Origin of the sequence: Rahnella sp. JUb53 (genome assembly GCF_004346065.1) — a bacterium.
In the GTDB taxonomy this organism is placed as follows: Bacteria; Pseudomonadota; Gammaproteobacteria; order Enterobacterales; family Enterobacteriaceae; genus Rahnella; species Rahnella variigena.
In genome coordinates, this window is the sequence record NZ_SLYT01000002.1 from 601859 (window position 1) to 624654 (window position 22796).

25 protein-coding genes and 2 pseudogenes are annotated in these 22796 nt (G+C 51.1%); 15 read left to right on the plus strand and 12 right to left on the minus strand.

The features are described from left to right. Positions 1-111 precede the first annotated feature (111 nt). The 4 genes and pseudogenes from EC840_RS25480 to EC840_RS07340 form a co-directional block, all read left to right on the plus strand. Positions 112-225, plus strand: a pseudogene (locus tag EC840_RS25480) (cysteine hydrolase); the annotation flags it as partial. Between the two features lie 212 nt (positions 226-437). Then, positions 438-908, plus strand: a complete 471-nt coding sequence (locus tag EC840_RS07330) for a GNAT family N-acetyltransferase (protein ID WP_132964699.1) — start codon at positions 438-440, stop codon at positions 906-908. Between the two features lie 231 nt (positions 909-1139). Next, positions 1140-1583: a DUF3290 domain-containing protein gene (locus EC840_RS07335; protein ID WP_113876489.1), complete on the plus strand. Its 444-nt coding sequence runs from the start codon at positions 1140-1142 to the stop codon at positions 1581-1583. Positions 1584-1594: 11 nt separating this feature from the next. Then, positions 1595-2230, plus strand: a complete 636-nt coding sequence (locus EC840_RS07340) for a DUF421 domain-containing protein (RefSeq protein WP_112289659.1) — start codon at positions 1595-1597, stop codon at positions 2228-2230. 128 nt (positions 2231-2358) lie between these two features. On the opposite strand, the gene EC840_RS07345 is transcribed toward EC840_RS07340, so the two are convergent. The 4 genes and pseudogenes from EC840_RS07345 to EC840_RS07360 form a co-directional block, all read right to left on the minus strand. Beyond that, positions 2359-2694, minus strand: coding sequence for a DUF1493 family protein (locus EC840_RS07345; RefSeq protein WP_132964701.1), 336 nt, complete (start codon positions 2692-2694; stop codon positions 2359-2361). A 53-nt stretch (positions 2695-2747) separates the two neighbouring features. Next, a pseudogene (locus EC840_RS07350) lies at positions 2748-2828 on the minus strand (type VI secretion system tube protein Hcp); the annotation flags it as partial. Positions 2829-3216: 388 nt separating this feature from the next. Next, a complete protein-coding gene (locus tag EC840_RS07355) occupies positions 3217-4002 on the minus strand; it encodes an alpha/beta hydrolase (RefSeq protein ID WP_132964703.1) in 786 nt (261 codons plus the stop codon). Positions 4003-4009: 7 nt separating this feature from the next. Then, entirely contained in the window at positions 4010-4426 is a 417-nt protein-coding gene (locus EC840_RS07360) for a LysR substrate-binding domain-containing protein (RefSeq protein ID WP_314722189.1), read from the minus strand. A gap of 44 nt (positions 4427-4470) precedes the next feature. On the opposite strand from EC840_RS07360, the gene EC840_RS25485 reads away from it, so the two are divergent. Further along, a complete protein-coding gene (locus tag EC840_RS25485; RefSeq protein WP_243701029.1) occupies positions 4471-4641 on the plus strand; it encodes a hypothetical protein in 171 nt (56 codons plus the stop codon). A 101-nt stretch (positions 4642-4742) separates the two neighbouring features. Then, positions 4743-4877, plus strand: a complete 135-nt coding sequence (locus tag EC840_RS25490; RefSeq protein ID WP_243701040.1) for a zinc-binding dehydrogenase — start codon at positions 4743-4745, stop codon at positions 4875-4877. Positions 4878-4999: 122 nt separating this feature from the next. Here the strand turns inward: EC840_RS25490 and EC840_RS07370 are convergent, their stop codons facing one another. The 5 genes from EC840_RS07370 to EC840_RS07390 all read right to left on the minus strand — a co-directional run bounded on the left by EC840_RS07370 (position 5000) and on the right by EC840_RS07390 (position 11334). Further along, positions 5000-5791, minus strand: coding sequence for an ABC transporter ATP-binding protein (locus tag EC840_RS07370; RefSeq protein ID WP_113876484.1), 792 nt, complete (start codon positions 5789-5791; stop codon positions 5000-5002). Positions 5792-5826: 35 nt separating this feature from the next. Next, the gene (locus tag EC840_RS07375; RefSeq protein WP_132964705.1) at positions 5827-7545 is read right to left on the minus strand and encodes an ABC transporter permease subunit; all 1719 of its coding nucleotides are present in this window, start codon (positions 7543-7545) and stop codon (positions 5827-5829) included. 807 nt (positions 7546-8352) lie between these two features. Continuing rightward, positions 8353-10224 (minus strand): amidohydrolase, encoded by a 1872-nt coding sequence (locus tag EC840_RS07380; protein WP_132964707.1) that lies wholly within the window; start codon positions 10222-10224, stop codon positions 8353-8355. A gap of 14 nt (positions 10225-10238) precedes the next feature. Beyond that, the gene (locus tag EC840_RS07385; protein ID WP_112289680.1) at positions 10239-10799 is read right to left on the minus strand and encodes an antibiotic biosynthesis monooxygenase; all 561 of its coding nucleotides are present in this window, start codon (positions 10797-10799) and stop codon (positions 10239-10241) included. Between the two features lie 118 nt (positions 10800-10917). Continuing rightward, positions 10918-11334 carry a helix-turn-helix domain-containing protein gene (locus EC840_RS07390; protein WP_132964708.1) on the minus strand — a complete coding sequence of 139 codons (417 nt, stop codon included), beginning with the start codon at positions 11332-11334 and terminating at the stop codon, positions 10918-10920. 132 nt (positions 11335-11466) lie between these two features. Here EC840_RS07390 and EC840_RS07395 point away from each other — a divergent pair, with 132 nt between their 5' ends. Next, positions 11467-12324 (plus strand): SDR family oxidoreductase, encoded by an 858-nt coding sequence (locus tag EC840_RS07395; RefSeq protein WP_132964710.1) that lies wholly within the window; start codon positions 11467-11469, stop codon positions 12322-12324. Between the two features lie 70 nt (positions 12325-12394). Here EC840_RS07395 and EC840_RS07400 read toward each other — a convergent pair whose 3' ends face one another. Continuing rightward, on the minus strand, positions 12395-12652 hold the full coding sequence (locus tag EC840_RS07400) for a biofilm/acid-resistance regulator YmgB/AriR (RefSeq protein ID WP_113876479.1): 258 nt from the start codon (positions 12650-12652) through the stop codon (positions 12395-12397). A gap of 75 nt (positions 12653-12727) precedes the next feature. Between EC840_RS07400 and EC840_RS07405 the strand changes: the two genes are divergently transcribed. Both EC840_RS07405 and EC840_RS07410 read left to right on the plus strand, forming a co-directional pair. Then, positions 12728-12952: a hypothetical protein gene (locus tag EC840_RS07405; RefSeq protein WP_132964712.1), complete on the plus strand. Its 225-nt coding sequence runs from the start codon at positions 12728-12730 to the stop codon at positions 12950-12952. Between the two features lie 216 nt (positions 12953-13168). After that, positions 13169-13705, plus strand: coding sequence for an AAA family ATPase (locus EC840_RS07410; protein WP_129639522.1), 537 nt, complete (start codon positions 13169-13171; stop codon positions 13703-13705). Here EC840_RS07410 and idi read toward each other — a convergent pair. Beyond that, entirely contained in the window at positions 13658-14191 is a 534-nt protein-coding gene (gene idi, locus EC840_RS07415; protein ID WP_129639521.1) for an isopentenyl-diphosphate Delta-isomerase, read from the minus strand. The genes EC840_RS07410 and idi overlap by 48 nt on opposite strands. 25 nt (positions 14192-14216) lie before the next feature. Continuing rightward, entirely contained in the window at positions 14217-14636 is a 420-nt protein-coding gene (locus EC840_RS07420; RefSeq protein WP_113876475.1) for a MarR family transcriptional regulator, read from the minus strand. A 156-nt stretch (positions 14637-14792) separates the two neighbouring features. On the opposite strand from EC840_RS07420, the gene EC840_RS07425 reads away from it, so the two are divergent. The 6 genes from EC840_RS07425 (at position 14793) to EC840_RS07450 (ending at position 22706) form a co-directional block, all read left to right on the plus strand. Then, entirely contained in the window at positions 14793-15380 is a 588-nt protein-coding gene (locus EC840_RS07425) for a non-oxidative hydroxyarylic acid decarboxylases subunit B (protein ID WP_113876474.1), read from the plus strand. A 49-nt stretch (positions 15381-15429) separates the two neighbouring features. Then, the gene (locus EC840_RS07430) at positions 15430-16860 is read left to right on the plus strand and encodes a non-oxidative hydroxyarylic acid decarboxylases subunit C (RefSeq protein ID WP_132964714.1); all 1431 of its coding nucleotides are present in this window, start codon (positions 15430-15432) and stop codon (positions 16858-16860) included. Between the two features lie 29 nt (positions 16861-16889). Then, on the plus strand, positions 16890-17117 hold the full coding sequence (locus EC840_RS07435; protein WP_112289696.1) for a non-oxidative hydroxyarylic acid decarboxylases subunit D: 228 nt from the start codon (positions 16890-16892) through the stop codon (positions 17115-17117). Positions 17118-17494: 377 nt separating this feature from the next. Beyond that, the gene (locus tag EC840_RS07440) at positions 17495-19048 is read left to right on the plus strand and encodes a peptide MFS transporter (protein WP_129639518.1); all 1554 of its coding nucleotides are present in this window, start codon (positions 17495-17497) and stop codon (positions 19046-19048) included. 242 nt (positions 19049-19290) lie between these two features. Beyond that, the gene (locus EC840_RS07445; protein ID WP_132964716.1) at positions 19291-20670 is read left to right on the plus strand and encodes a glycoside-pentoside-hexuronide (GPH):cation symporter; all 1380 of its coding nucleotides are present in this window, start codon (positions 19291-19293) and stop codon (positions 20668-20670) included. Continuing rightward, on the plus strand, positions 20667-22706 hold the full coding sequence (locus EC840_RS07450) for a glycoside hydrolase family 31 protein (protein ID WP_132964718.1): 2040 nt from the start codon (positions 20667-20669) through the stop codon (positions 22704-22706). The genes EC840_RS07445 and EC840_RS07450 overlap by 4 nt, the downstream gene beginning before the upstream one ends. The last annotated feature ends 90 nt before the right edge of the window (positions 22707-22796 follow it).

Genomic DNA, 22796 nt, shown 5'->3' on the forward strand with positions numbered 1-22796 from the left:
TAAATCCAAAATCCCAGCTTTTTTTCTGTTTTTCTCTGCCACTTGCACTTAAGCATGCTTCGGCAGTCCATCTGTTGAGATGAGATATAATATTCTGAATGGAGAAACATCATGATTTCATCTGAAAATGCACTTATCGTTATCGATATGCAGCAAGGACTTTTCCGTGGCCCGACATCTCCGCATTCCGCCCGAGCGGTTCTGTCGAATATTTGTCTGCTGATTGCTCATCACAATGTCACGCTGGCCGGGCCGTTTGTGACTCTGGCAACTGCCGATAACTTGAGATTTGCTCCTGACGAATGAGTTTGAGCGGAGAGCCGTCCGCAGGGCGGCTGAAAAATCCATTTTCGTTTCTGCCACGAACCTGTCGGGTGAGTATCTGGTTGATATATTTGGTATCATCACATTTTAAATCATGCCTGAGACCTTATCTGATGGGTATAAACATAAGACCAGCACTTGTTTCTGATGTCGGGAGTATTTTCGATGTGAGAACGTCGGTGATAGAAAATCATCTCAGTCTTGAGGAAATGCGGCTGATGGGGATCACTGAAAGCGTTGTGGCAGATATGATCCTGAAAAACCCTTGTGCCTGGGTAGCAGTTGATAATGAAAAAATTATCGGTTTCTCGATGATTTTACAGGATGAAGGCTGCTTCTTTGCGGCATTTGTTCGCCCGGAATATGAAAATAAAGGGGCAGGGCGTAAGCTTGTCATGGCTGCTGAGCAAGAGTTATTTAAACACCATGATGTAGTCTGGCTGGAAACCGATAAGAACAGCCGTGCTGCGAAATTTTACAGACATCTCGGTTGGGGTAATGACGCGGTTATTAATGATGTTGATATCAGATTAGAGAAAAAGAGAAGAGCATTCTGTAATTCAATTTTACGCAAAGAGAGTTAATGCGTTATGCCCCTTTTTAGAATCCTGTCAGGCGGGGCAGTGAGAAGAGGATGTCGTAGTATCACTTGAATTTGTGAAAATAATGTATAAATAACGTCCGTGTAATACTCAAAGTCTTTGACACTTACTCTTTTATTTAACAAAAACACTCATCACCATCAAGATAATTGACAATACGTTGCTATAATTATAAAAAGCAGAGAGCCTTAATCAACAAGGAACGATTTTAGTATGAATTTTTATGGGATAAATTATCTGCAAACGCAGTCAAATATAAATGATTACCTTAAGTATGTGATTATTTTCAGTACATTGTTTGTTTTGATTGTCGTTTTCAGCTTATATATGCGTCATCGCCTGCAGACCCGATATCGGGATTTGACAATTATTGCTTTTTTGTTTTTGCTGTTCGTTTCAGGTGTTCAGTATGCAGATTATGCAAACAGCGAAAATGTTCACTCCCAGTCGTCGCAAATGGTTAACTTTGTCACGTTATTATCAAAAGAAAAGAATGTCAGCATAAATGATATTTATTCCAGCTCAGTGCAGTTATCCGATGGCGTGATCGTTAAAGTTAACGACGGCTATTACCGTGTTAACTTAAGTTCAGATCAAAACACCTATAACTTAACGGACGTCTGGTTAACAAACCCGGAAGTTAACATCATAAAATAACGAGAAATCAAATGCCTATATACACACCTATTATCATCAAATTGGGGCTGGGGATACTGTGCCTGATTGTCCAAATCAACCTTATGGGCAAAGGCAATCTTGCCCCGACGTCTGCCATGGACCAGGTTCAGAATTACGTTCTGGGCGGGATCATCGGTGGTGTCATCTACAATGAATCAATTACAGTGCTGCAATTTGTGTTGGTCTTAATTATCTGGACGTTGCTGGTCTTCATTCTTAAATTCCTGAAAGAAAATAACCGGTTTGTGAAGCGGATTATTGATGGTAAACCCATTACGCTGGTACATAACGGCAATGTGGATGTTAAAGAATGTTTGAGAAATGGCGTTTCAGCTAATGACCTGATGTTTAAGTTAAGATCTAATGGCATTTATGAAGTTGAACAGCTTAAACGCGTGGTCCTCGAACAAAATGGTCAGTTAACAATTATCCAAAGCGGTGACGAGAATATTCGTTATCCCATCATCGTGGATGGATCAGCAAACTTCGATCTGCTTGAGATAATTAATAAAGACGCTGAATGGTTAGAAGCAAGGATCGCCGAGCAAGGTTTCAAAAAAATCAGTGAAGTCTACTTGGGTGAATACCTTTCGGGCAGGATTAATTTGTACGGATATACGCGATAACTGCCGGACTTGAATCAGTTCTCACGGTATCGATGATGTAGCGGGTGATCGACAGGCAGTCCGTACATGTAAAAACCCGGCCTTTAGCCGGGTTAGAATTAGGATCAATAACCGATATCCAGTTTGAGTCAGTCAAAGAGCCATTTACCTGCCCTGGCTGATTCTGCCAGCATTTGCAGAGTCAAAGGTTGAGGTTCATCGTCATCAGCGCCAGATGTGCATAGCGCAAATAAGATAAAGGTCTCTACAGGCCAGTATTTATAGAAATCGAATCCAGCAGGGTCTACATCAAATTTCTGGAAATACTCATCCATAATCTCGGCACCCGTTTCACTTGCCCAGAGATAGCGACCCGTTGACAGGCTGGTGTCAATCGTGACTGGAATCTGTTTCTTCGAGAATAGCACAGGCTTGTTGAACCGCTGACTGTACCACTCTATGACATCCTCGTTGCTTAGTACCATAGTTTGTCATTACCCCGCGCTATGGTGTTGTACCTATTCGTTGCGATTCAATGCTCACGATCGTTAACATCTACAGAACCTTTGATCAGTGCGCCGCCATCGTCTTTAAGCCATAGATAAGCTGGGATTGCCATTTTTATAAATTCCTTTTAAGGGTGAGGCTTTAAGCTATTCCTTCGCAGAGCAGGAAACAATTAGCGAATCTTGTAAAAATGAAACTTTCAGAAGTTTATTATGAGTTTTTGGCTGATTAGAAAACGCATCAAAATTGCTTTTGTTGAACCTTTTAATTCATTGAAAACAGCGGCTTATTTTTTTCGTGAAGGCAGCAGGAAGTTTAAAAACACAGTTATTGATAACAAACATTAGAATGACTAGCTATTAACATTCTAATAAATCACTACACGCGCAGAGAAGCACAATTAATATATGAATAGAACAATTCGCCCCGCATCCTGAATGGACTCTACCGTGGACTACTCAGTCCACCCTGATGGTTTCTCTTGTTGTGGGATTTTTTCCTTACTTATTCATTATCGCCGCCAGCACATCGCCCGGTTTTTCAAGTACAGCCAGATGAGTTCTCGCATCTTCAAGGCGTTTCACATCAAAGAAATCATGCGCCTGAGCAAAACGCTGCTGTAAGGCTAAGTAATCGTCATCTCTGTCGAGGGAGTAGATGTGGGTAGCCCTGGGGGGGCTTTTGAGTTTTTCCAGACGCTGGAGCGGTGAGCCGTATTGATGATAGGCGTCGCTAATCACCTGTCCTGCAAGGCGCCACAGTGTGTAACCGGACTCAGACATCCCGATTTTTAGATGATCATTAATAATGGCCGAGTCGCTGCCCGCTAACCAAAAATCGTACAGTTCATCCCGCGCAGATTGCCAGCTGTCTTCACGCTGCATCTCATTGATCGAGGTGAAGAACGCCGGTGCAGGTTCATTCATGATCCAGTCAAGGAATATGACTTGAGGCACGCGATCCGCCATACTTTCTACCAAATCAACCGCTATCCAGCTGGCATGCGCGACGGAAACAGGCACAACGCGGGTCAGGCCAAGATGGTCAATCAGGGTCAACGCATCGGTTAATAACGCCGCACCGTCAAAATCTTGACCATCGGTCGATGACTTACCATGGCCACGCCAGTCAATGATGACGACACGGAAGAATTCGGCGGCTAGTTTAGCGAAGTCATTGAAGACGGTTTTCGGCTGACACCAGCCCGGCATGAGGAACAGCGTCGTGTCGGCCTGACCGATATCCAGATAATCAATATCCCCATGATGCGTAGGTAAAATAGCCATATCACTGTTATTCCTGATACTTTCTTGCGAAGACCTCGCAGAACCAGTCGATAAAAACGCGGACTTTCGACGGTAGGTAGCGGCGATCGGGATACAGAACAGACACTGGTTTTGTGACAGCCGCGTAATCCGTGAGAACCTCCGTCAGTCTGCCACACTGAATGTGAGGTTCCAGCGCTGTCCGTAATGCATGCACTAAACCCAGCCCTTCCAGCCCGCAGGAAAGAAGTACATCGGAATTGTTAACCAACATATTACTCCCCGGTCGCCGTGACATAATTTCTCCGTTCATCATATACTTCCAGTCCATCACTTCACGGCTGTGTTCACTGAAAAAATTGACCGCTTTATGATGCACAAGATCATCCGGCGTCAGCGGAATACCGTACTTATCCAGATATGACGGCGCAGCACAGGTGGCCATACTGACGCTGCCCACACGGCGCGCGCTAAAACCGGAATATGGGTATGCCGCTGCCGGGAGGACTGGCTGAATATATGATTATTCACGAAGACAGTGCCGTCAGAGCTCCGGACAACATGACTGATGAAGAAGCGTCAACATTACTTATCGCCGCGCTGACCGCCTGGTATTCGCTGATGGACATCGGTCATCTTCAGCCCGGCCAGACGGTTTAGGTACAAGGTACCGGTGGGGTATCTGTTTTTGCTTGCCTTTGATTTTCCGGCAGACGACGATACGCGGTATTGCTGTTGCACCGCGTTCGTCCTTTGATCGCATGAATCCTTTCCTCACTGAACATAATATCAGGCCGGTCATTGAACAGGTGTACAGCTTCAGTGACGCGACCGAAGCGTTCAGACACCTCTCCCGTGGTGCATTTGGTAAAATCGTTATTAAGATTGGTGACTGATCGCCAGGGATTGCGCTTTGCACACAACGTGGTATGACCCTCTGTCCCTTGATATTAAGGAACAGGGGTCATATCAGCATGATGAGTCTGAAGGTGAAAAAACTAGAGGATCAACAGCCGCTTCAAAGCTGCGTCGCCGTCAGCGCAATCTTATGATTCAAGGTATCACTGATTGTATCGACCCAGAGTTTGGTATTTTCCTGTGTACGGGTCTTGCGCGGAATATCGATTTTAAATTCATCTGTGATGGTACCGGGTGAACCCGTCAATAAGAGAACGCGATCGCACAGCATCACGGCCTCTTCAATATCATGCGTCACCAGAATCATCGACTTGGTTTTAATATAGTGCTTCTCCCACAGCTCCAGCAGATCCTGACGCAGCTTATGGCCGGTATAAATGTCGAGCGCGGAGAAAGGTTCATCGAGCAACAACAGCTGAGGTTCAACCGCCAGAGCGCGTGCAAAACCAATCCTCTGGCGCATCCCGCCGGATAACTCTTTTGGATAGGCGTCCGCATAACCTGAAAGACCGATCAGGTCGATCATATCTACCGTCCTGCGGTTCACCTCACTGGCGGGTAAACCTAACGCCTGCAGGCCAAAGGAGACATTGCCAAACACGGTTAACCATGGGAAAAGCGCAAATGTCTGAAAGACCATACTGGTATCCGGGCAAGGGCCGGTGACGGGTTGATCATTACACACGATGGAACCGAAGCTGCTGTCAACCAGACCGGCAATCATGCGCAGTAAGGTGGATTTCCCTGAGCCAGATCGTCCGAGCAAGGCAACAATTTCATTTTCGCTGACCTCCAGATTGATGTTATCCAGAACGCATTGCGTATGTTTTTGGTCCTTCTGAAAGGACTTCGACACATTTTTAATTTCTAAAACAGTACGGGTATTTTTCATGTCATTATCTCTTTTTAACTTTATTTATAAGCGAGTTAGTCAAATTTAAACCGGGTTTCTGCAAAACGATAAAGTGGCTGCCAGATGAATATCACGCAAAGGGCAACCATAAAGCACATGGCAATGCAGCCCAGTGCAGCCTCAGGGTTTTGCCCGGCCTCGGTGGTGGTGGAAATGAATGCGCCCAGTCCGTTGGTTTTAAGAGTGACGTCGCCCCAGTTCAGTACTTCGGCAGCAATGGCAGCGTTCCAGGCTCCGCCGGCGGCAGAAATAATGCCTGTCACGATGTACGGGAAAATGGCGGGCAAAATATACTTGCTCCACCACATCCAGCCTTTCACGCCAAAGACCCGGCTCACATCCACCATCTGACTAGGGATAACAGACGCCCCGGCAATCACGTTAAACAACACGTACCACTGCGTACCCAGCATGATCATCGGGATTGTCCAGGCATTCAGACTTTGATGCCAGGTGATCAAAATGACGGTGACAATCGGATAAAAAACGTTAGACGGAATGGCTGCCATGATCTGAATCACGGGCTGGAAAATACGCACCAGTCGCGGACGCAGGCCGATCCATACGCCAAGCGGCGTAAAGATAACAATGCTTAGCAGCATGGCGATGATTACCCGCGCCGCCGTCAGTCCCATCCATTCAGGAAGCTTTGACAGATACTGGAAGGGCAGATAACCCCATAAAATATTGCCGTAGTACAAGCAGGCGACGGCAATCGCCAGATACCACAAACTCGCCCATAGCCAGTTGAGTAATCCGAGGAAATTAAACAGACGACTCAGCCCCAGCAGGTACCACGCCTTAGGCAATGTGAACAGCCAGAACTGGCAGAAGCGGCTGCCCAGTTTTCCCAGCAACTGCCCGGTGAATGACCGCTGCAAACAGCTGTAAAACCAGGAGGTTGGCCGTTCAGCATAAGAGGTATCTTCATATTTAAACTGGCTGGCAAAGCGCACTAACGGGCGGAAAAGTAACTGGTCAAACAGCACGATGGTGATGACGAGAGCCAGCACGCCCCAGAGCACACCGTGGATGCTGCCGGCATCAATGGCCTGACCCAGCCAGGATCCGATACCGGGCAGATTGACGTTATTGTCGCCGATAGTCAGCATCTCGGAGGCAATCAGCGCAAACCATGCCGCCGACTGAGACACCATGGTATTCCACAGCAAACCGGGGAATGAGTAGAGAAATCCCAGCCGCCAGAACCGTTGCCACGGATTGCATTGAAACGCGCACGAGACTTCGGTGAGTTCGTTCGGCACAACGCGTAAAGTCTGATACATCGTCAGCATCATATTCCACGCCTGCCCGGTAAATACGGCAAAGATGGCGAGCCCCTCAAGCCCCATAACACTGTGCGGATATAGCCCCAGGAAGAAAGCAGTGGTAAAGGTCAGGAATCCCAGGAGAGGAACGGACTCCATAAAGTTCACAAAAGGCAAAATAATGCGACGCATCGCAGCATATTTTGCTGCCAGCACACCAAATACGATGGTGAAAATTAATGAGAACGCTAACCCAAACAGCAGGCGCATGGTGGTACGTAATGCGTAATAAGGTAAGTCTTTATAATCTTGAGTCACTGGCGGCAGCGTGCTCCCGTCAAAAGGAGTGTGCATACCTTGCCAGCCATAAATCAGTAATCCTGCTAACAGACACAATATTGAGATGATAATCAGATCATTCAGGCCGAATTTATTCCGGCTCATCACTGGGGTGTTCTTCTGCATAACGTTAATTCTCAGTGGGAATTTTTATATCGATTAAAACCGATAAGCAGAGAGAATAGGGCGTAATTAATCCCTCCGGATAAATGGAGTTATTTTTTGCGCCGTATTCAATTTAGAATAATGTTCATCACGGTAACAGTGTAAGACGTCGATACCGTAATGAACCTCGCCCTCTCAGGGGAGAAGACTGTCTATTTGCGATTTAATCGCACGCTGATAATGGGTTGAGAAGTATTGCTTCAGGGTCTGAACGAAAGGAAAGGACCGCGGCGCCCTGGCAGTTGGGGCCGTAATGCTTTTATTGGCAAGCGTATCGCTGAAAGATGAAGAATCTGTAGTCTTCAACATCAATGGAAAAACAAATTTTTGTAACAGCATAAAGCACCTCGATATAACAGCATCGAAATAAAGATAATCTTCGCCCTTAATTTATCGGGCTTGTGGTTCTGATTATCCTTACAGACACTGACAGGTGCTGAGGATAATCAGGTGTTGGTCGGGATACCCGACGGGGGTTCATCGTTTAACATACACGTCCTCTTTAGATTTATTATTAATTGCAGGCGGATACTATCAGGGCAATATTAAACAGAACGTATATATACACACAATTGAGGCGACTTTCTCCGGGGGTGTTAATCGGGCAGGATATCCGAAAAGAATAACCCCGTTTCGTGAGCAAGACGTAACAGAGCCTGATTGTTTATCGAAAGGCATTATTAATATTATGTGCAGTACTACTGAAGCGTATTGACAGCGCCCGACATCATATCGGGCGCTAATTTTTTGTCAGTCAGTTACTCATGATCAGAACGAGAAGCACGAACATCCCAGCGCGCCCCAGAAGGCGTTGTCATTGGAAACGGGGACATCGGATCCGCGGGCGATGTCATGGCTGTGTTTATGCACGCCACAAGGACCGGCGCACTGATGTGCCTGACGCACCAGTCCGACGCGCGCCGCCCCTTCTGGCGGGGCAGAGCGGTAATGGCCCGGCACGTTGGTGACCGGCGACCAGTCCGGTAAAACCGGGATCGCCGGCGGGGCGAGCGGTGAGAAACTGCCTGCCGCGTACACCACTTTGCCATCGACAACAGTCATCACCGATTCGATACCCTTTATGCGTTCTTCCGGTACGCTGAAGAAGTCCTCCGAAAGCACCGCCAGATCCGCCAGTTGTCCGGCTTTGATCTGCCCCTTTTTGCCCTGTTCGCTGGAGAACCAGGAACTGCCCTGCGTCCACAGCATCAGCGCGGTTTCGCGGTCGATGCGCGCATCGTCATCGTACATTGCCATGCCGCCGACGGTACGGCCGGAAACCAGCCAGTACAACGCCGTCCACGGGTTGTAGCTGGCAACGCGCGTGGCGTCAGTGCCCAGCCCGACCGGCAGACCGGCAGAGAGCATTTTCGCCACCGGCGGCGTGTGTCTGGTGGCCTCGATACCGTAGCGGTCAGCGAAATATTCCCCCTGAAACGCCATACGATGCTGGACGGCAATGCCGCCACCGAGCGCTTTTACGCGTTCGATATTACGCTCGGTAATGGTTTCCGCATGGTCAAAGAACCAGTGCAGGCCGTTGAACGGAATGTCGTTATTCACCTTTTCGAAGACATCGAGCATACGGCTGATCGACTCATCGTAAGTGGCGTGCAGGCGGAACGGCCAGCGGTGCTCCACCAGATGACGCACCACGCGTTCCAGCTCAACTTCAGTGCCCGGCGGTAAATCCGGACGCGGTTGCAGGAAGTCTTCAAAGTCAGCGGCGGAAAACACCAGCATCTCGCCCGCGCCGTTGTGACGGTAGAAATCTGTGCCTTGTCCCGGTTTCAGCATATCGGTCCACAGCTCGAAATCTTCCAGCTCATGCTGCGGCCGCTGGGTAAACAGGTTGTAAGCGATGCGCACGGTCAGCTGATCTTTCTGATGAAGTTCATCAATGATCTGATAATCCTCAGGATAATTCTGGAAGCCGCCACCCGCATCAATCGCGCTGGTCAGACCGAGGCGATTCAGTTCGCGCATAAACTGGCGTGTAGAATTCACCTGCTGCTCAAGTGGCAGTTTCGGGCCCTTCGCCAGCGTCGAATAGAGGATCATCGCATTCGGTTTGGCAATTAACATACCGGTCGGATTGCCGTTGTTGTCGCGCTGAATTTCTCCGCCCGGCGGATTTGGCGTGTCTTTGGTGTAACCGACGACCTTCAGTGCGGCGCGGTTGAGCAGGGCGCGGTCGTATAAATGCAGGATAAATACCGGCGTGTCGGGTGCTGCCTGATTGATCTCTTCCAGCGTCGGCATCCGGCGTTCGGCGAACTGAAATTCCGTCCAGCCACCGACCACGCGGACCCATTGCGGTGAGGGTGTGCGCAGTGCCTGTTCTTTCAGCATTCGCAGCGCATCGGCCAGAGAAGGTACGCCTTCCCAGCGCAGTTCCAGATTGTAATTCAGCCCGCCACGTATCAGGTGCAGGTGGGAATCGTTCAGACCAGGAACCGCCGTGTGACCGTGCAGATCCACCACCTGAGTAGATGCATCCGCGAACTGCATCACTTCATTTTCAGTGCCGACAGCAAGAAATTTGCCGTCTTTAATCGCCACGGCGTTCGCCAGGGGTTTCTCCCGGTCAACGGTATGAAATTTGCCATTAATCAGGATCAGGGAAGCAAAACTTGTCATTGGAAAAGCTCCTGTCATTGCGCGGAAGTGCGCGTCAGCCATGAATGGAAAACCCGGGTAATAACTGGCATCCAGAGGAAAACCACCAGCGCAACCACAGAGGCGTCATTGAGTAAATGACCGCCTTCCGTGCCTTTAAGCTGCGGCAAAAATTGCCCCCAAAACCAGGGCACAATGTGGGTCGAAGGGTAAATCACCAGCAAGGTAAGCAGGTATTGTTTCCAGCGGGCAGGGGGACGAACCGTCGCACTCGGCGGGGTAAACCAGAATTCCGCACCGGGACGCACTTCGGTGCTGTCGTCCTGCAACAGCAGCGGACTGACTTCTGCCACCAGTTGTTTACGCAGTTCAGAGTTGTGCCAGGCGTTGAGATTTTCCAGCGTGTCGAAGCGCACCAGAATGGTGTACGGATCCCCGCTGCGGCTTGGACGGATGACGTTGACGCCCAGATGTCCCGGGAACGTGCTCGCCTGCGGCATGATTTTGTTCAGCCAGGCTTCATATTGCGCCTCGCTGGCGGGGGCAATTTTGTGCGTAATGACGAGCGTAACGTGTTGCTTGTGGGACTGGGACATACATCACCTCAGCTGATTTAAATAAAAGCATTTATCGAATCAATGAAATGATGTTAGTCGGCAGGTTGAATCAATGATAGGTGAGAATTTTTGCGTTCTTGTTAAGATTTTTTGAGGGTTATTCTTCGCCGACCACGCGCAGCTCGCGCTGCCTGAGAATGCGGTGCAGATTGAATTCCAGCCAGTCGGCCAGCCCGGCAACCTGGTCTTTCATCTCAAGTCCCAGAGGCGAGAGGCTATACTCAACATGCGGCGGCACCACCGGAAACGAATGCCGGTCAACAAAGCCATCTTCTTCTAAGGCCTGCAACGTTTGCGCCAGCATCTTTTCGCTGATGCCCCCGACTTTGCGGCGCAGTTCACTAAAGCGCAGCGTTTCGTCGCACAGGGCGATCAGGATCAGTAAACCCCAGCGGCTGGTGACGTGGCGCAGAATTTCGCGTGATGGACAATTCGGGTCGAGGACTTTCCCCTGACGGATTTGTTCTGACAGCGGCAGGCGTGTCTCAGTCGGGTCTGACGTAATTATTTTCATACTTACCTTTTGGTGCGTACTTACGAAAAGTAAGTGTATCGCATAGGATGTCTTCACGGCGACAAATTTCGCGTCTTGCAGAACATACACCCACAATATGAATTTTGTGTCGAAACCTTCAGGAGAATAAATATGATCGCAGTTACCGGTGCTACCGGCCAGTTAGGCCGCCTTGTTATTGCCGCGCTTCTGAAAAAAGTGCCCGCTAATCAAATTATTGCCGCAGTGCGCAGCCCTGAAAAAGCCAAAGATCTGGCGGATTTAGGCGTTCAGGTTCGCCAGGCGGATTACAGCAAGCCGGAGACGCTGGATTCAGCGTTTAAAGGCGCAGAGAAACTGCTGCTGATTTCCTCAAGCGAAGTCGGTCAGCGTGAAGCGCAGCACAACACAGTGATCGCGGCGGCTAAACGTGCGGGCGTGAAACTTCTGGCTTATACCAGCCTGCTGCACGCGGATAAATCACCGCTCGGTCTGGGCGTGGAACACCGTGCGACCGAAAAAGCGTTAAGTGAATCTGGCATTCCTTTTGTCCTGCTGCGTAACGGCTGGTATACGGAAAACTATGCCGCGAGCATTGCACCGGCTTTGGCGCATAACGCCTTTATAGGTTCTGTCGGAGAAGGGCGGATTTCTTCTGCTGCCCGTCAGGATTATGCCGAAGCGGCGGCTGCCGTTCTGGTGCTGGAGGATCAGGGCGGGAAAATCTACGAACTGGCGGGCGATGAATCCTACACGCTGGCTGAATTCTCGGCGGAAATCGCGCATCAGTCCGGCAAAAAAGTGGATTACGTGAATCTGCCGGAAGCAGAATTTGCTAAAGCGTTACTGGGCGCCGGTTTACCGGAAGGTCTGGCGAATATGCTGGCAGATTCTGACGCGGGCGCAGAGAAGGGCGGTCTGTTTGATGATTCTCATTCATTGAGCAAACTGATTGGTCGTCCAACGACGCCGGTGAAAGACGTGATCGCTGCGACACTGAAATCGCTGTAATACACGAAAACTTCATTAAGAAGTGAACACCGGCCTGCTAGCACTGATGCTTATCAGGCCGGTGTATTTGTTAAATTACGTCATCTTGCGTGGAGAGCAAAACCAGCTCCAGCAAATTACGGCAACCCTGCTGGTTGCTGACGTTAGACTCCTGCTCCAGCTGGCGCAGCAGCCCTTCAATAATCGCTTTGTTACTCACCGGATAGCCGTTGTTTAACAGTCCAGAAACGATGGTGCCGAGGATCTCGACTTCGCTTAATGTTGGGGTTTCACGGACTTTGAAATAATCACTGATTTCTGTAACTGTTTGTTCTGCTTCGAGTTGCATGTAGACCTCCTCAAACTTTTCTGCGAATTATCATCGCCGGAAAAGTGCCTATTGCCAGTCAGAAAAGAGAATATTGTGAAGCGTTTCTTCACAATTGCCTTCCCTGTTCATCCCGTGATTATTTTGTACAAAAATAAAATCAGCCGTGAAAAAAACCTTTGGAAGAAGGGAAATCCAATTTTTTCTTCCAAAGGCCAGGCTGAAATTGCCCGTAAAAGACGGACTAATGATGAAGCAGGGGTACAAGAAAGTTATACAATGATTACAATTTTGTACAGGTATGGATGCGAAAAATCTTAAATAGTGTTGCTAGCAATGTTTAAAAAAGCACGAAATGCTCAATTTCTTCTAAAGCGGTTACATTCACAGGACGCGTTAGTTTCATATGTAATGGTAAATAAGGTGACTTCTGCGGTTGTCTATTGTGTCTGTACAACAGTCCGCCTGTGCGGCAGAATAACCGCCCTTTTTTTCGCCATCCGGCGAATTCTGCAACAGCAGATCAGGAGTCTTGCGGTGAAAGTTAACGTCATAGGCACCAGCGGCAGTGGCAAATCAACGCTGGCACGCGGCATTTCTCAGAAACTGAATATTCCCTATATTGAACTGGATGCGTTGTTCTGGCGGGCTGACTGGCAGGGTACGCCTGACGAACAATTTTTTGCCCGCCTGGAAGAAAAAATGGCAGCCAGCGAAAGCTGGGTCATCGACGGCAATTACAAACGCTCGCAACCCGTCAAATGGCGCAATATTGATGTGATCGTCTGGGTGGATTATTCGTTCGGGCGCACGCTGTTTCAGGCAGTTAAAAGGGCGGCTACGCGTGCGTGGGGCGGGCAGGAAATCTGGGCGGGGACAGGCAACTACGAGACGTTTCGCAAAAGCTTTTTCAGCCGGGAGTCGATAATTCTGTGGACGCTGAAAACTTACAGGAAAAACCGCCGCCAGTATGAGGCGTTACTCCGTGACCCCGCATGGCAGCATGTCCGGTTTGTGCGTTTACGCTCACCCCAGCAGACTGAGGTTTTTCTCAGTGATCTGACCCAGCTGTAACACCATCCACGGGCTGAAGGCCCACGGCGTTGTCTTTACGCTGCTGAGTAAATCTTCCGGTTTCACCCACTGATAATCCATCACTTCGGACTCGCGCGGTGCGGGTGTCTGGCCGGTGAAGGCGGTAAAAATCGGGCAGAATTCATTTTCGACAATGCCGGAAGCATCGGTGGCGTAATACTGAAATTCATCCACCAGCGAGGCGATGTTTTCCACCGATAAACCGATTTCATACTGACAACGGCGCAGAACCGCCGCCTGCAGGGACTCGCCGGGCAACGGATGCCCGCACACCGAATTCGTCCAGACTCCCGGCCACGCGACTTTGCCCAGCGCACGGCGCGTCAGCAAAATCTCGCCACGGTCATTGCGGATGTAACAGGAAAACGCCAGATGCAGCGGAGTATGTCCGGAATGCACCAGCGCTTTGTCCATGGTTCCCGATGGCTGATGTTGTCCATCCAGCAACACGACTTCTTCAATCATACAAACTCCCGTGACTCCTCAATCTTCAGTCTTCTGTTTCCAGCATTTGCTTTAGTAAACGCACCAGATGCTGCTGATCGTCAGGAGATAATCTTGCCAAAAACTCCGTATCTACCTGCTCACCGACTGGCTGAGTATTCGCCAGAACGGCTTTCCCCTCTGTGGTCAGCGAAATAAAACGACGGCGCTTATCCGCCGGATCGGCCTGACGCACCAACAGCCCGCGTGATTCCAGCCGCGACAGCATTTCTGCCAGGGTGGCCTTACTGCTGATCGCCACACCGGTCAGTTGTACCTGTTCAATTCCCGGATTTTCAGCAATCGAGCGCAATACGGCGTACTGCGGTTTGGTCAGTTCCGGGATGCATTGCTGCCAGCGCGCGGTGTGCTGCTGGAATACCTTACGCATTATGTGAAAGGCTTCCTGTCTCAATTGTGTGCTCATCATCGGTTTCCGCTGTTCTTATAGGTCTCCGGCTATTTTAGCAACCTCTGAGGAATGAATGCGACAGACCATTGCGGTGATTTGAAAAGGAGTATAAGGTAAAAATCATTCGTATACGAACGAAATGTTCGGGATCATGATCTGTGTGAGGCTGGAATGAAACTGATTGTAGGGATGACGGGCGCGACGGGCGCCCCGCTGGCGGTAACGCTGTTGCAGGCGTTGCGGGATATGGACGGTGTGGAAACACATCTGGTGATGTCGAAATGGGCGAAAACCACGATTGAACTTGAAACGCCTTACACCGCACGTGAGGTGAGTGCCATGGCGGACTTCACGCACAATTGCGCCGATCAGGGAGCCACGATTTCTTCCGGCTCATTCAAAACTGACGGCATGATCATCATCCCGTGCAGCATGAAAACGCTGGCGGGGATCCGCGCCGGATATGCCGAAGGGCTGGTCGGGCGCGCGGCCGATGTGGTGCTCAAAGAAAACCGCAAACTGGTGCTGGTTCCGCGTGAAACCCCTCTCAGCACCATTCACCTTGAAAACCTGCTCGCACTTTCCCGCATGGGGGCCGCAATCGTGCCGCCGATGCCGGCTTACTACAACCATCCTGAAACCATTCAGGACGTGACCGATCACATTGTGACCCGCGTGCTTGACCAGTTTGGCCTTGAATATCATCGGGCTAAGCGTTGGGCCGGGTTAACGGCAAAGGGTGACAGTGTCACTAATTAGTTTCTAAAACGTGTTAAATTTACTACGTACCAAGTACAGGAGAATCGAGATGGCTTTTGATGATCTGCGCAGCTTTATGCGCGCACTGGATGAGAACGGACAACTGCTGAAAATCACCGAACAGGTGAAAGCGGAGCCGGATCTGGCTGCGGCGGCGAACGCCACAGGTCGTATCGGCGAGGGCGCACCTGCGCTGTATTTTGACAATGTGGAAGGGTTTACCGACGCGCGTATCGCCTTAAATACGCTGGGGTCATGGCCCAATCATGCCATCGCCATGGGGTTGCCGCCTTCCACGTCGACCAACGAACAGATTGCCGAATATATCCGCCGCTGGGATACGTTTCCCATCACACCCGAACGTCGTGAAAATCCGGCGTGGGCAGAAAATACCGTCGACGGTGAAGACATCAACCTGTTCGATATTCTGCCGCTGTTCCGTTTGAACGACGGCGACGGTGGTTTCTATCTCGATAAAGCCTGCGTGGTGTCCCGCGATCCGACCGACCCGGACAGCTTCGATAAACAGAATGTCGGCATTTATCGTATGGAAGTGAAGGGCAAACGTAAGCTCGGGCTGCAACCGGTGCCGATGCATGACATTGCGCTGCACTTACATAAAGCGGAAGAACGGGGCGAAGATTTACCGATAGTCATCACGCTGGGTAATGACCCGATCATTACGCTGATGGGTGCAACGCCGCTGAAATATGACCAGTCGGAATATGAAATGGCGGGCGCATTGCGTCAGGCGCCGTATCCGATCGCGACGGCACCGCTGACTGGTTTTGACGTGCCATGGGGTTCAGAAGTGATCCTCGAAGGGGTGATCGAAGGGCGTAAACGCGAAATCGAAGGGCCGTTCGGCGAATTCACCGGGCACTATTCCGGTGGCCGCAATATGACCGTGGTGCGTATCGATAAAGTCTCTTACCGCAACAATCCCATTTTTGAGTCCCTCTATCTCGGCATGCCATGGACCGAAATCGATTATCTGATGGGGCCAGCCACCTGCGTGCCGCTGTATCAGCAACTCAAAGCCGAATTCCCGGAAGTGCAGGCGGTTAACGCTATGTACACCCACGGTCTGCTGGCGATTATCTCCACCAAAAAACGTTACGGCGGTTTTGCCCGTGCCGTGGGGCTGCGCGCAATGACTACGCCGCACGGTCTGGGGTACGTGAAAATGGTGATTATGGTCGATGAGGATGTGGATCCGTTTAACCTGCCGCAGGTGATGTGGGCGCTTTCCGCCAAGGTGAATCCGGCGGGCGACCTGGTTCAGCTGCCGAATATGTCCGTGCTGGAACTGGATCCGGGGTCATCGCCGGCGGGGATCACTGACAAACTGATTATTGATGCCACCACGCCGGTCGCGCCGGATAATCGCGGTCATTACAGCCAGCCGGTACGCGATTTACCGGAAACCAAAGACTGGGTCGCTAAACTCAATGCCATGCTGGACGGGCGCAAAGCCTGAACATTCATTAAAGATAGTAAGGAGTGATTATGATTTGTCCACGTTGTGCCGATGAGCATATCGAACTGATGGCCGTGTCCCCGGTGAAAGGTGTCTGGACCGTGCATCAGTGCCAGCGTTGTTTATACACCTGGCGTTCTACTGAACCTCTGCGTCGCACCAGCCGCGAACATTATCCCGAGGCGTTTAAGATGACGCAGGCAGATATCGACAATGCGCCGATGGTGCCGTCGATCCCGCCACTTCTGGCGGAGTAATGTGACTTTCTCCTCCCTCTGAAAACAGGGAGGAGAAGCTTCAGAAGCCGTTTTTACGGAAATTCATCTGAACATAAACTTTTCGCGTAAAAACAGTTTAGGTAATCTCTAAGAAAATTCCTGAAATCAAGCAGTTAAAAATCGATTTCCCTGAAAACCCCCTTCTTTTTTCTCCTGAATAGTCCCACATTTTTGCCAACATAAACTCTGTAAAGGTAGACAGTTGTCGACTTTTCCTCTAAAAGTTCTGCAGTTCTCGCCAGACAAAACTAGTTTCGAATGGCAAATAATAATGTCTGAATGTTAAAGAGCGGCGAAATGATAACCGCCAGGCATTGAGATTTTACAAACACTACGACACACCTTTTGGAGAGTTTATGCATTCCTCTGATCACAAAAACGAGAGCCGGACGTTCTTCGGTCATCCTTATCCGCTGGGTTCTCTGTTCTTCACAGAAATGTGGGAGCGGTTCTCGTTTTACGGTATCCGTCCCTTACTGATCCTGTTCATGGCAGCGACGGTGTATGACGGCGGCATGGGACTGGCGCGTGAAAACGCATCGGCCATCGTCGGTATCTTTGCGGGCTGTATGTATCTCGCGGCGCTGCCGGGCGGATGGCTGGCAGATAACTGGCTTGGGCAACAACGTGCAGTCTGGTACGGCTCGATCCTGATTGCGCTGGGTCACCTGGCGATTGCCTTGTCGGCGTTTATGGGCGACAACCTGTTCTTCATCGGCCTGATGTTTATCGTGCTGGGTTCCGGCCTGTTCAAGACCTGTATCTCGGTCATGGTCGGCACGCTGTATAAGAAGGGCGACGCACGCCGTGACGGCGGTTTCTCGCTGTTCTATATGGGCATCAACATGGGGTCGTTTATCGCACCGCTGATTTCCGGCTGGCTGATAAAATCGCATGGCTGGCACTGGGGCTTTGGTATCGGTGGTATCGGTATGCTGGTGGCGCTGATTATCTTCCGCGTTTATGCCGTACCGGCAATGAAACGCTATGACAGCGAAGTCGGTCTGGATTCCACCTGGAACAATCCTGTCGCGAAGAAAAACGGCGTCGGTGCCTGGTTACTGGCGCTGGCCGTCGGCGTGGCTGTCGTTGTAACGCTGATTGCGCAGGGCGTGATTGTCATCAATCCGGTCGCTGTCGCCAGCGTGCTGGTGTACGTGATTGCGGCATCCGTCGCCCTGTACTTTATCTACCTGTTCCTGTTCGCCGGGCTTAACCGCAAAGAGCGCGCCAGACTGCTGGTCTGCTTTATCCTGCTGGTTTCCGCCGCGTTCTTCTGGTCTGCGTTCGAGCAAAAACCGACCTCGTTCAACCTGTTTGCGAATGACTACACCAACCGCATGATCGGCGATTTTGAAATCCCGGCGGTCTGGTTCCAGTCTGTCAATGCGTTGTTTATCATCCTGCTGGCACCGGTATTTAGCTGGGCGTGGCCGATGATGGCACGTAAAAACATCCGTCCGAGCAGCATCACCAAGTTCATTATCGGTATTTTGTGCGCAGCGGCAGGCTTTGGCCTGATGATGCTGGCGGCGCAAAACGTGCTGAACAGCGGCGGCGCAGGCGTTTCACCGTTCTGGCTGGTGGGCAGTATTCTGATGCTGACGCTCGGCGAGCTGTGTCTGAGCCCGATCGGTCTGGCGACCATGACATTGCTGGCACCGGAGAGAATGCGCGGTCAGATGATGGGGCTGTGGTTCTGTGCCAGTGCGCTGGGTAACCTGGCGGCGGGTCTGATCGGCGGTCACGTGAAAGCCGATCAGCTGGATATGCTGCCTGATCTCTTTGCGCGTTGTTCCATCGCGTTGCTTATCTGTGCTGCCGTATTGTTCGTGCTGATTATTCCGGTACGTAGAATGCTGGAAAACGCACAGGCCAGTTCAGAACAGAAACCTGTCACTCACGCCTGACGGGAAATGATGTGATTATCGACCCGTAACCGGTCGGTGCAGTAAACAGAAATGAGGTGGTCTTCGGACTGCCTCATTTTTTTTGATCATATCCATGTTACCGGTATCACATTAATCAAAAAACATAAGAAATTTATAACATCTCGCAATTGTGACTGCCTTTTAACCATTCTATAACAAGTCCTCGGACCACGGACGGACTGACTTTTTTGTGTTTAACCCTACAAAAGGCAGGACGAAAAATGACGGCGAAGTTATCCGTAAAAGAAAAAATCAGCTACGGTCTGGGAGATATGGCGAGCCATATTGGCCTGGATAACGTGATTATATTTTTGACGTTTTATTACACCGATGTCGTGGGATTACCGGCGGTTTTCGTCGGGACAATGTTTCTGGTCGCCCGCGTGGCGGATGCGATTGTTGACCCTGCAATGGGGTTAATCGCCGACCGCACGCAAACCCGTTTTGGTAAGTTCCGTCCTTATATTCTGTGGCTTGCGCTGCCGTTTGGTGCCAGTTGTTTACTGGTTTACGCGGTGCCGGAATCGCTGTCTTTGGGCGGCAAAATGGTTTATGCCAGCGTCACGTATTGCGTGATGATGCTGATGTATACCGCCATCAACATTCCTTACTGCTCGATGGGGGCGATTATTACGCCGGATAACACCCAGCGTATTTCTCTGCAATCTTACCGGTTTTTCCTCGCCACGCTCGGCGGCGCGATGTCCACTTTCCTGATGATGCCGCTGGCAGAAATGATCGGTGGCGGTAATAAGCTCGACGGCTATTTCGGCGCGATGGCCATCATGGCGTCGATTGCCGTGGTGATGTTCCTGCTGTGTTTTCTCAACACCAAAGAACGTATCAGCGCACCGCCAACGCACGAGAATTTCCTCTCTGATTTGCGCGATTTAGTGCGTAACGATCAGTGGCGTGTGGTCGCGGCGCTGATCTTCTTCAACATCTCATTCGGCGTCGTCCGCCTTGGCGCGATGATGTATTACGTCACTTATTATCTTGGCAATGGCAGCTACTTTATGTGGCTGCTGGCGGCGCACATTATCGGTAAAAGTCTCGGCAGTTTGCTGGTCAAACCGCTGACCCGCAACCGCAGCAAACTGGCGGCGTTTACGCTGTGCGCCATTCTGACCGGCTTGCTGAGCATGGCGATATTCTTCGTTCCGGCGTGGATTTCCCTGCTGGTCGGCATGACGTTGCTGGTGTCCACGTTCTATCAGGTCACGACTACGCTGATGTGGGTGATGATGTCCGACGTGGTGGATTACGGCGAATACAAACAGGGCAAACGCATGGACGGTACCGTGTTCTCGACCTTGCTGGCGATCCTCAAAATGGGGATGGCGGTGAGCGGGGCGGTGGTCGGCTGGACACTCGGCATGAGCGGTTATGTGCCGCACGCCGCGCAACAAAATACCGCCGCGATGCTGTCAATTATCGCGCTGTTCTCACTGGTGCCGGGCGTGTTGTCGATGTTCAGCGCGCTGTCGATGCGCTGGTACAAGCTTAACGACGCGACCATGAAACAGATTAATCAGTCCAAAATTTCACGGGAACACGAGCCTGTCCCTCAGGCCACCTTGCATACACAGGAGTCCGCATGAGCGAATTAATCGCCGAAAAAAACCGTATCCTCTGGCATTTCGATCAGCAAACGCTGGTGATTGAACCCTGGGGTGAAAACAGCCTGCGCGTTCGCGCTACCTGCCGGCCTGAACTGAATGAACATCTTTGGGCGCTGCTGCCGCAAACCGAACAGCCGCAAACTGACATCAGCCGTGGCATGGAAACGCTGAGCATCCGCAACGGCAACATAACGGCGACGGTCAATATCAAAGGGCAGCTGGCGTTTTATAACCAGCGCGGGGAGCTGATCCTCGAGGAGTTCTGGCGTCAGCGTTCTACGGTCGGTATCGGCGCGACGGAGAAAAGTCAGGACAAATACATCAGCGCGCTGAAGATGGATGCGCGCGAATTCAAGGCCATTCCGGGCGGCAAGCATCAGCTCACCGTGCGTTTTGAGTCGCGCCCCGACGAGAAAATCTACGGCATGGGGCAATATCAGCAAAGCTGTCTGGATCTGAAAGGCTGCACGCTGGAACTGGCGCAGCGCAACTCGCAGGCCAGCGTACCCTTTATGCTCTCGAGCCTTGGCTACGGGATGCTGTGGAACAATCCGGCAATTGGCGAGGCGACGTTCGGCAAGAACATTACCCGCTGGGAAGCGCAGGTTACAGAGCAGATGGATTACTGGATAACCGCCGGTGATACGCCCGCTGACATCATGCATCAGTATGGCCGCGCGACCGGTACTGCGCCGTTAATGCCGGAATACGCCACCGGTTTCTGGCAGTGCAAATTGCGTTACCGCACCCAGCAGGAAGTGCTGGAGGTGGCGCGTGAATACAAGCGCCGTCACCTGCCAATTTCAGTGATTGTCATCGATTTCTTCCACTGGCCGAATCAGGGCACCTGGTGTTTTGATCCCGTGGACTGGCCGGATCCGAAAGCGATGGTCGCGGAGCTTAAATCGTTGGGCATCGAAACGATGGTGTCCGTGTGGCCGACGGTTGACAGCCGCACCGATAACTACAAAGAGATGAAATCCAAAGGTTATCTGGTGAATACCGACCGTGGCGTGTCAGTGAATCTGGACTTCCTCGGCAACTGCACGTTCTTCGATGCGACCCATCCAGGCGCACGTCAGTTTGTCTGGGAAAAAGTGAAGCAAAACTATTACGACCTGGGAATCCGCACCTTCTGGCTGGACGAAGCCGAGCCGGAATACCGCGCCTATGATTTTGATAACTATCGCTATCATTTAGGACCGGTGCTGGAGGTGGGGAACATCTACCCGCAGAAATTTGCACAAGGTTTTTACGACGGCCTGCAACAGGAAGGCGAGCACGAAATCGTCAATCTGGTGCGCTGCGCCTGGGCTGGGAGTCAGCGTTACGGCGTGCTGGCGTGGTCGGGCGATATCCATTCCTCCTTCCACGCGCTGCGCAATCAGATAGCCGCCGGACTGAACATGGGACTGGCGGGTATCCCGTGGTGGACGACAGATATCGGCGGTTTCCAGGGCGGCAACGTCAACGATCCGGCGTTTCAGGAACTGCTGATCCGCTGGTTCCAGTGGGGTGTATTCTGTCCTGTGATGCGTCTGCACGGCTACCGCGAACCACAAATCCAGCCATCAGAACCGTGGCGTGACGGCATCGCCCAATGCAACAGCGGGGCGCCGAATGAAGTGTGGAGCTACGGTGAAGAGAATTACCAACTGATGAAAAGCGGCCTGTTCCTGCGCGAAAAACTGCGTCCTTACATCAGCCGCGTCATGCAGCAAGCCCACGAAAATGGCGATCCGGCGATGCGCACGATGTTCTACCAGTATCCCGATCAGGCTGAAAGCTGGAAAGGGGAAGACCAGTACATGCTCGGTGCCGACATTCTGGTTGCGCCGGTGCTGTACGCGGGTCAGCGGGAGAGGGAAGTGTGGTTACCGGCGGGAGAGGCGTGGGTGGCGCTTAATGGGGAACAGTATGAAGGTGGAAGGGCGATTACGGTCGCCGCGCCAATGAGTGAAATCCCGGTGTTTATCCGCGGTGGCGCGGATGCCAGTGCTAAGGCGATCTTATAAAAATAGTAAGGTGACAGTTTCGGTTGCAGATGGCCGCTGCAATGGGCGGCTGTTTAGAACAGTAAGGTAACAGTTTCGGTTTCTCACGTG

What these genes read in the sequence shown, in the direction of transcription:
- EC840_RS07330 (WP_132964699.1), top strand. Translation starts at nt 438, where the DNA reads ATGGGTATAAACATAAGACCAGCACTTGTTTCTGATGTCGGGAGTATT.
- EC840_RS07335 (WP_113876489.1), top strand. Translation starts at nt 1,140, where the DNA reads ATGAATTTTTATGGGATAAATTATCTGCAAACGCAGTCAAATATAAAT.
- EC840_RS07340 (WP_112289659.1), top strand. Translation starts at nt 1,595, where the DNA reads ATGCCTATATACACACCTATTATCATCAAATTGGGGCTGGGGATACTG.
- EC840_RS07345 (WP_132964701.1), bottom strand. Translation starts at nt 2,694, where the DNA reads ATGGTACTAAGCAACGAGGATGTCATAGAGTGGTACAGTCAGCGGTTC.
- EC840_RS07355 (WP_132964703.1), bottom strand. Translation starts at nt 4,002, where the DNA reads ATGGCTATTTTACCTACGCATCATGGGGATATTGATTATCTGGATATC.
- EC840_RS07360 (WP_314722189.1), bottom strand. Translation starts at nt 4,426, where the DNA reads ATGGCCACCTGTGCTGCGCCGTCATATCTGGATAAGTACGGTATTCCG.
- EC840_RS25485 (WP_243701029.1), top strand. Translation starts at nt 4,471, where the DNA reads ATGCCGCTGCCGGGAGGACTGGCTGAATATATGATTATTCACGAAGAC.
- EC840_RS25490 (WP_243701040.1), top strand. Translation starts at nt 4,743, where the DNA reads ATGAATCCTTTCCTCACTGAACATAATATCAGGCCGGTCATTGAACAG.
- EC840_RS07370 (WP_113876484.1), bottom strand. Translation starts at nt 5,791, where the DNA reads ATGAAAAATACCCGTACTGTTTTAGAAATTAAAAATGTGTCGAAGTCC.
- EC840_RS07375 (WP_132964705.1), bottom strand. Translation starts at nt 7,545, where the DNA reads ATGCAGAAGAACACCCCAGTGATGAGCCGGAATAAATTCGGCCTGAAT.
- EC840_RS07380 (WP_132964707.1), bottom strand. Translation starts at nt 10,224, where the DNA reads ATGACAAGTTTTGCTTCCCTGATCCTGATTAATGGCAAATTTCATACC.
- EC840_RS07385 (WP_112289680.1), bottom strand. Translation starts at nt 10,799, where the DNA reads ATGTCCCAGTCCCACAAGCAACACGTTACGCTCGTCATTACGCACAAA.
- EC840_RS07390 (WP_132964708.1), bottom strand. Translation starts at nt 11,334, where the DNA reads ATGAAAATAATTACGTCAGACCCGACTGAGACACGCCTGCCGCTGTCA.
- EC840_RS07395 (WP_132964710.1), top strand. Translation starts at nt 11,467, where the DNA reads ATGATCGCAGTTACCGGTGCTACCGGCCAGTTAGGCCGCCTTGTTATT.
- EC840_RS07400 (WP_113876479.1), bottom strand. Translation starts at nt 12,652, where the DNA reads ATGCAACTCGAAGCAGAACAAACAGTTACAGAAATCAGTGATTATTTC.
- idi (WP_129639521.1), bottom strand. Translation starts at nt 14,191, where the DNA reads ATGATTGAAGAAGTCGTGTTGCTGGATGGACAACATCAGCCATCGGGA.
- EC840_RS07420 (WP_113876475.1), bottom strand. Translation starts at nt 14,636, where the DNA reads ATGAGCACACAATTGAGACAGGAAGCCTTTCACATAATGCGTAAGGTA.
- EC840_RS07425 (WP_113876474.1), top strand. Translation starts at nt 14,793, where the DNA reads ATGAAACTGATTGTAGGGATGACGGGCGCGACGGGCGCCCCGCTGGCG.
- EC840_RS07430 (WP_132964714.1), top strand. Translation starts at nt 15,430, where the DNA reads ATGGCTTTTGATGATCTGCGCAGCTTTATGCGCGCACTGGATGAGAAC.
- EC840_RS07435 (WP_112289696.1), top strand. Translation starts at nt 16,890, where the DNA reads ATGATTTGTCCACGTTGTGCCGATGAGCATATCGAACTGATGGCCGTG.
- EC840_RS07440 (WP_129639518.1), top strand. Translation starts at nt 17,495, where the DNA reads ATGCATTCCTCTGATCACAAAAACGAGAGCCGGACGTTCTTCGGTCAT.
- EC840_RS07445 (WP_132964716.1), top strand. Translation starts at nt 19,291, where the DNA reads ATGACGGCGAAGTTATCCGTAAAAGAAAAAATCAGCTACGGTCTGGGA.
- EC840_RS07450 (WP_132964718.1), top strand. Translation starts at nt 20,667, where the DNA reads ATGAGCGAATTAATCGCCGAAAAAAACCGTATCCTCTGGCATTTCGAT.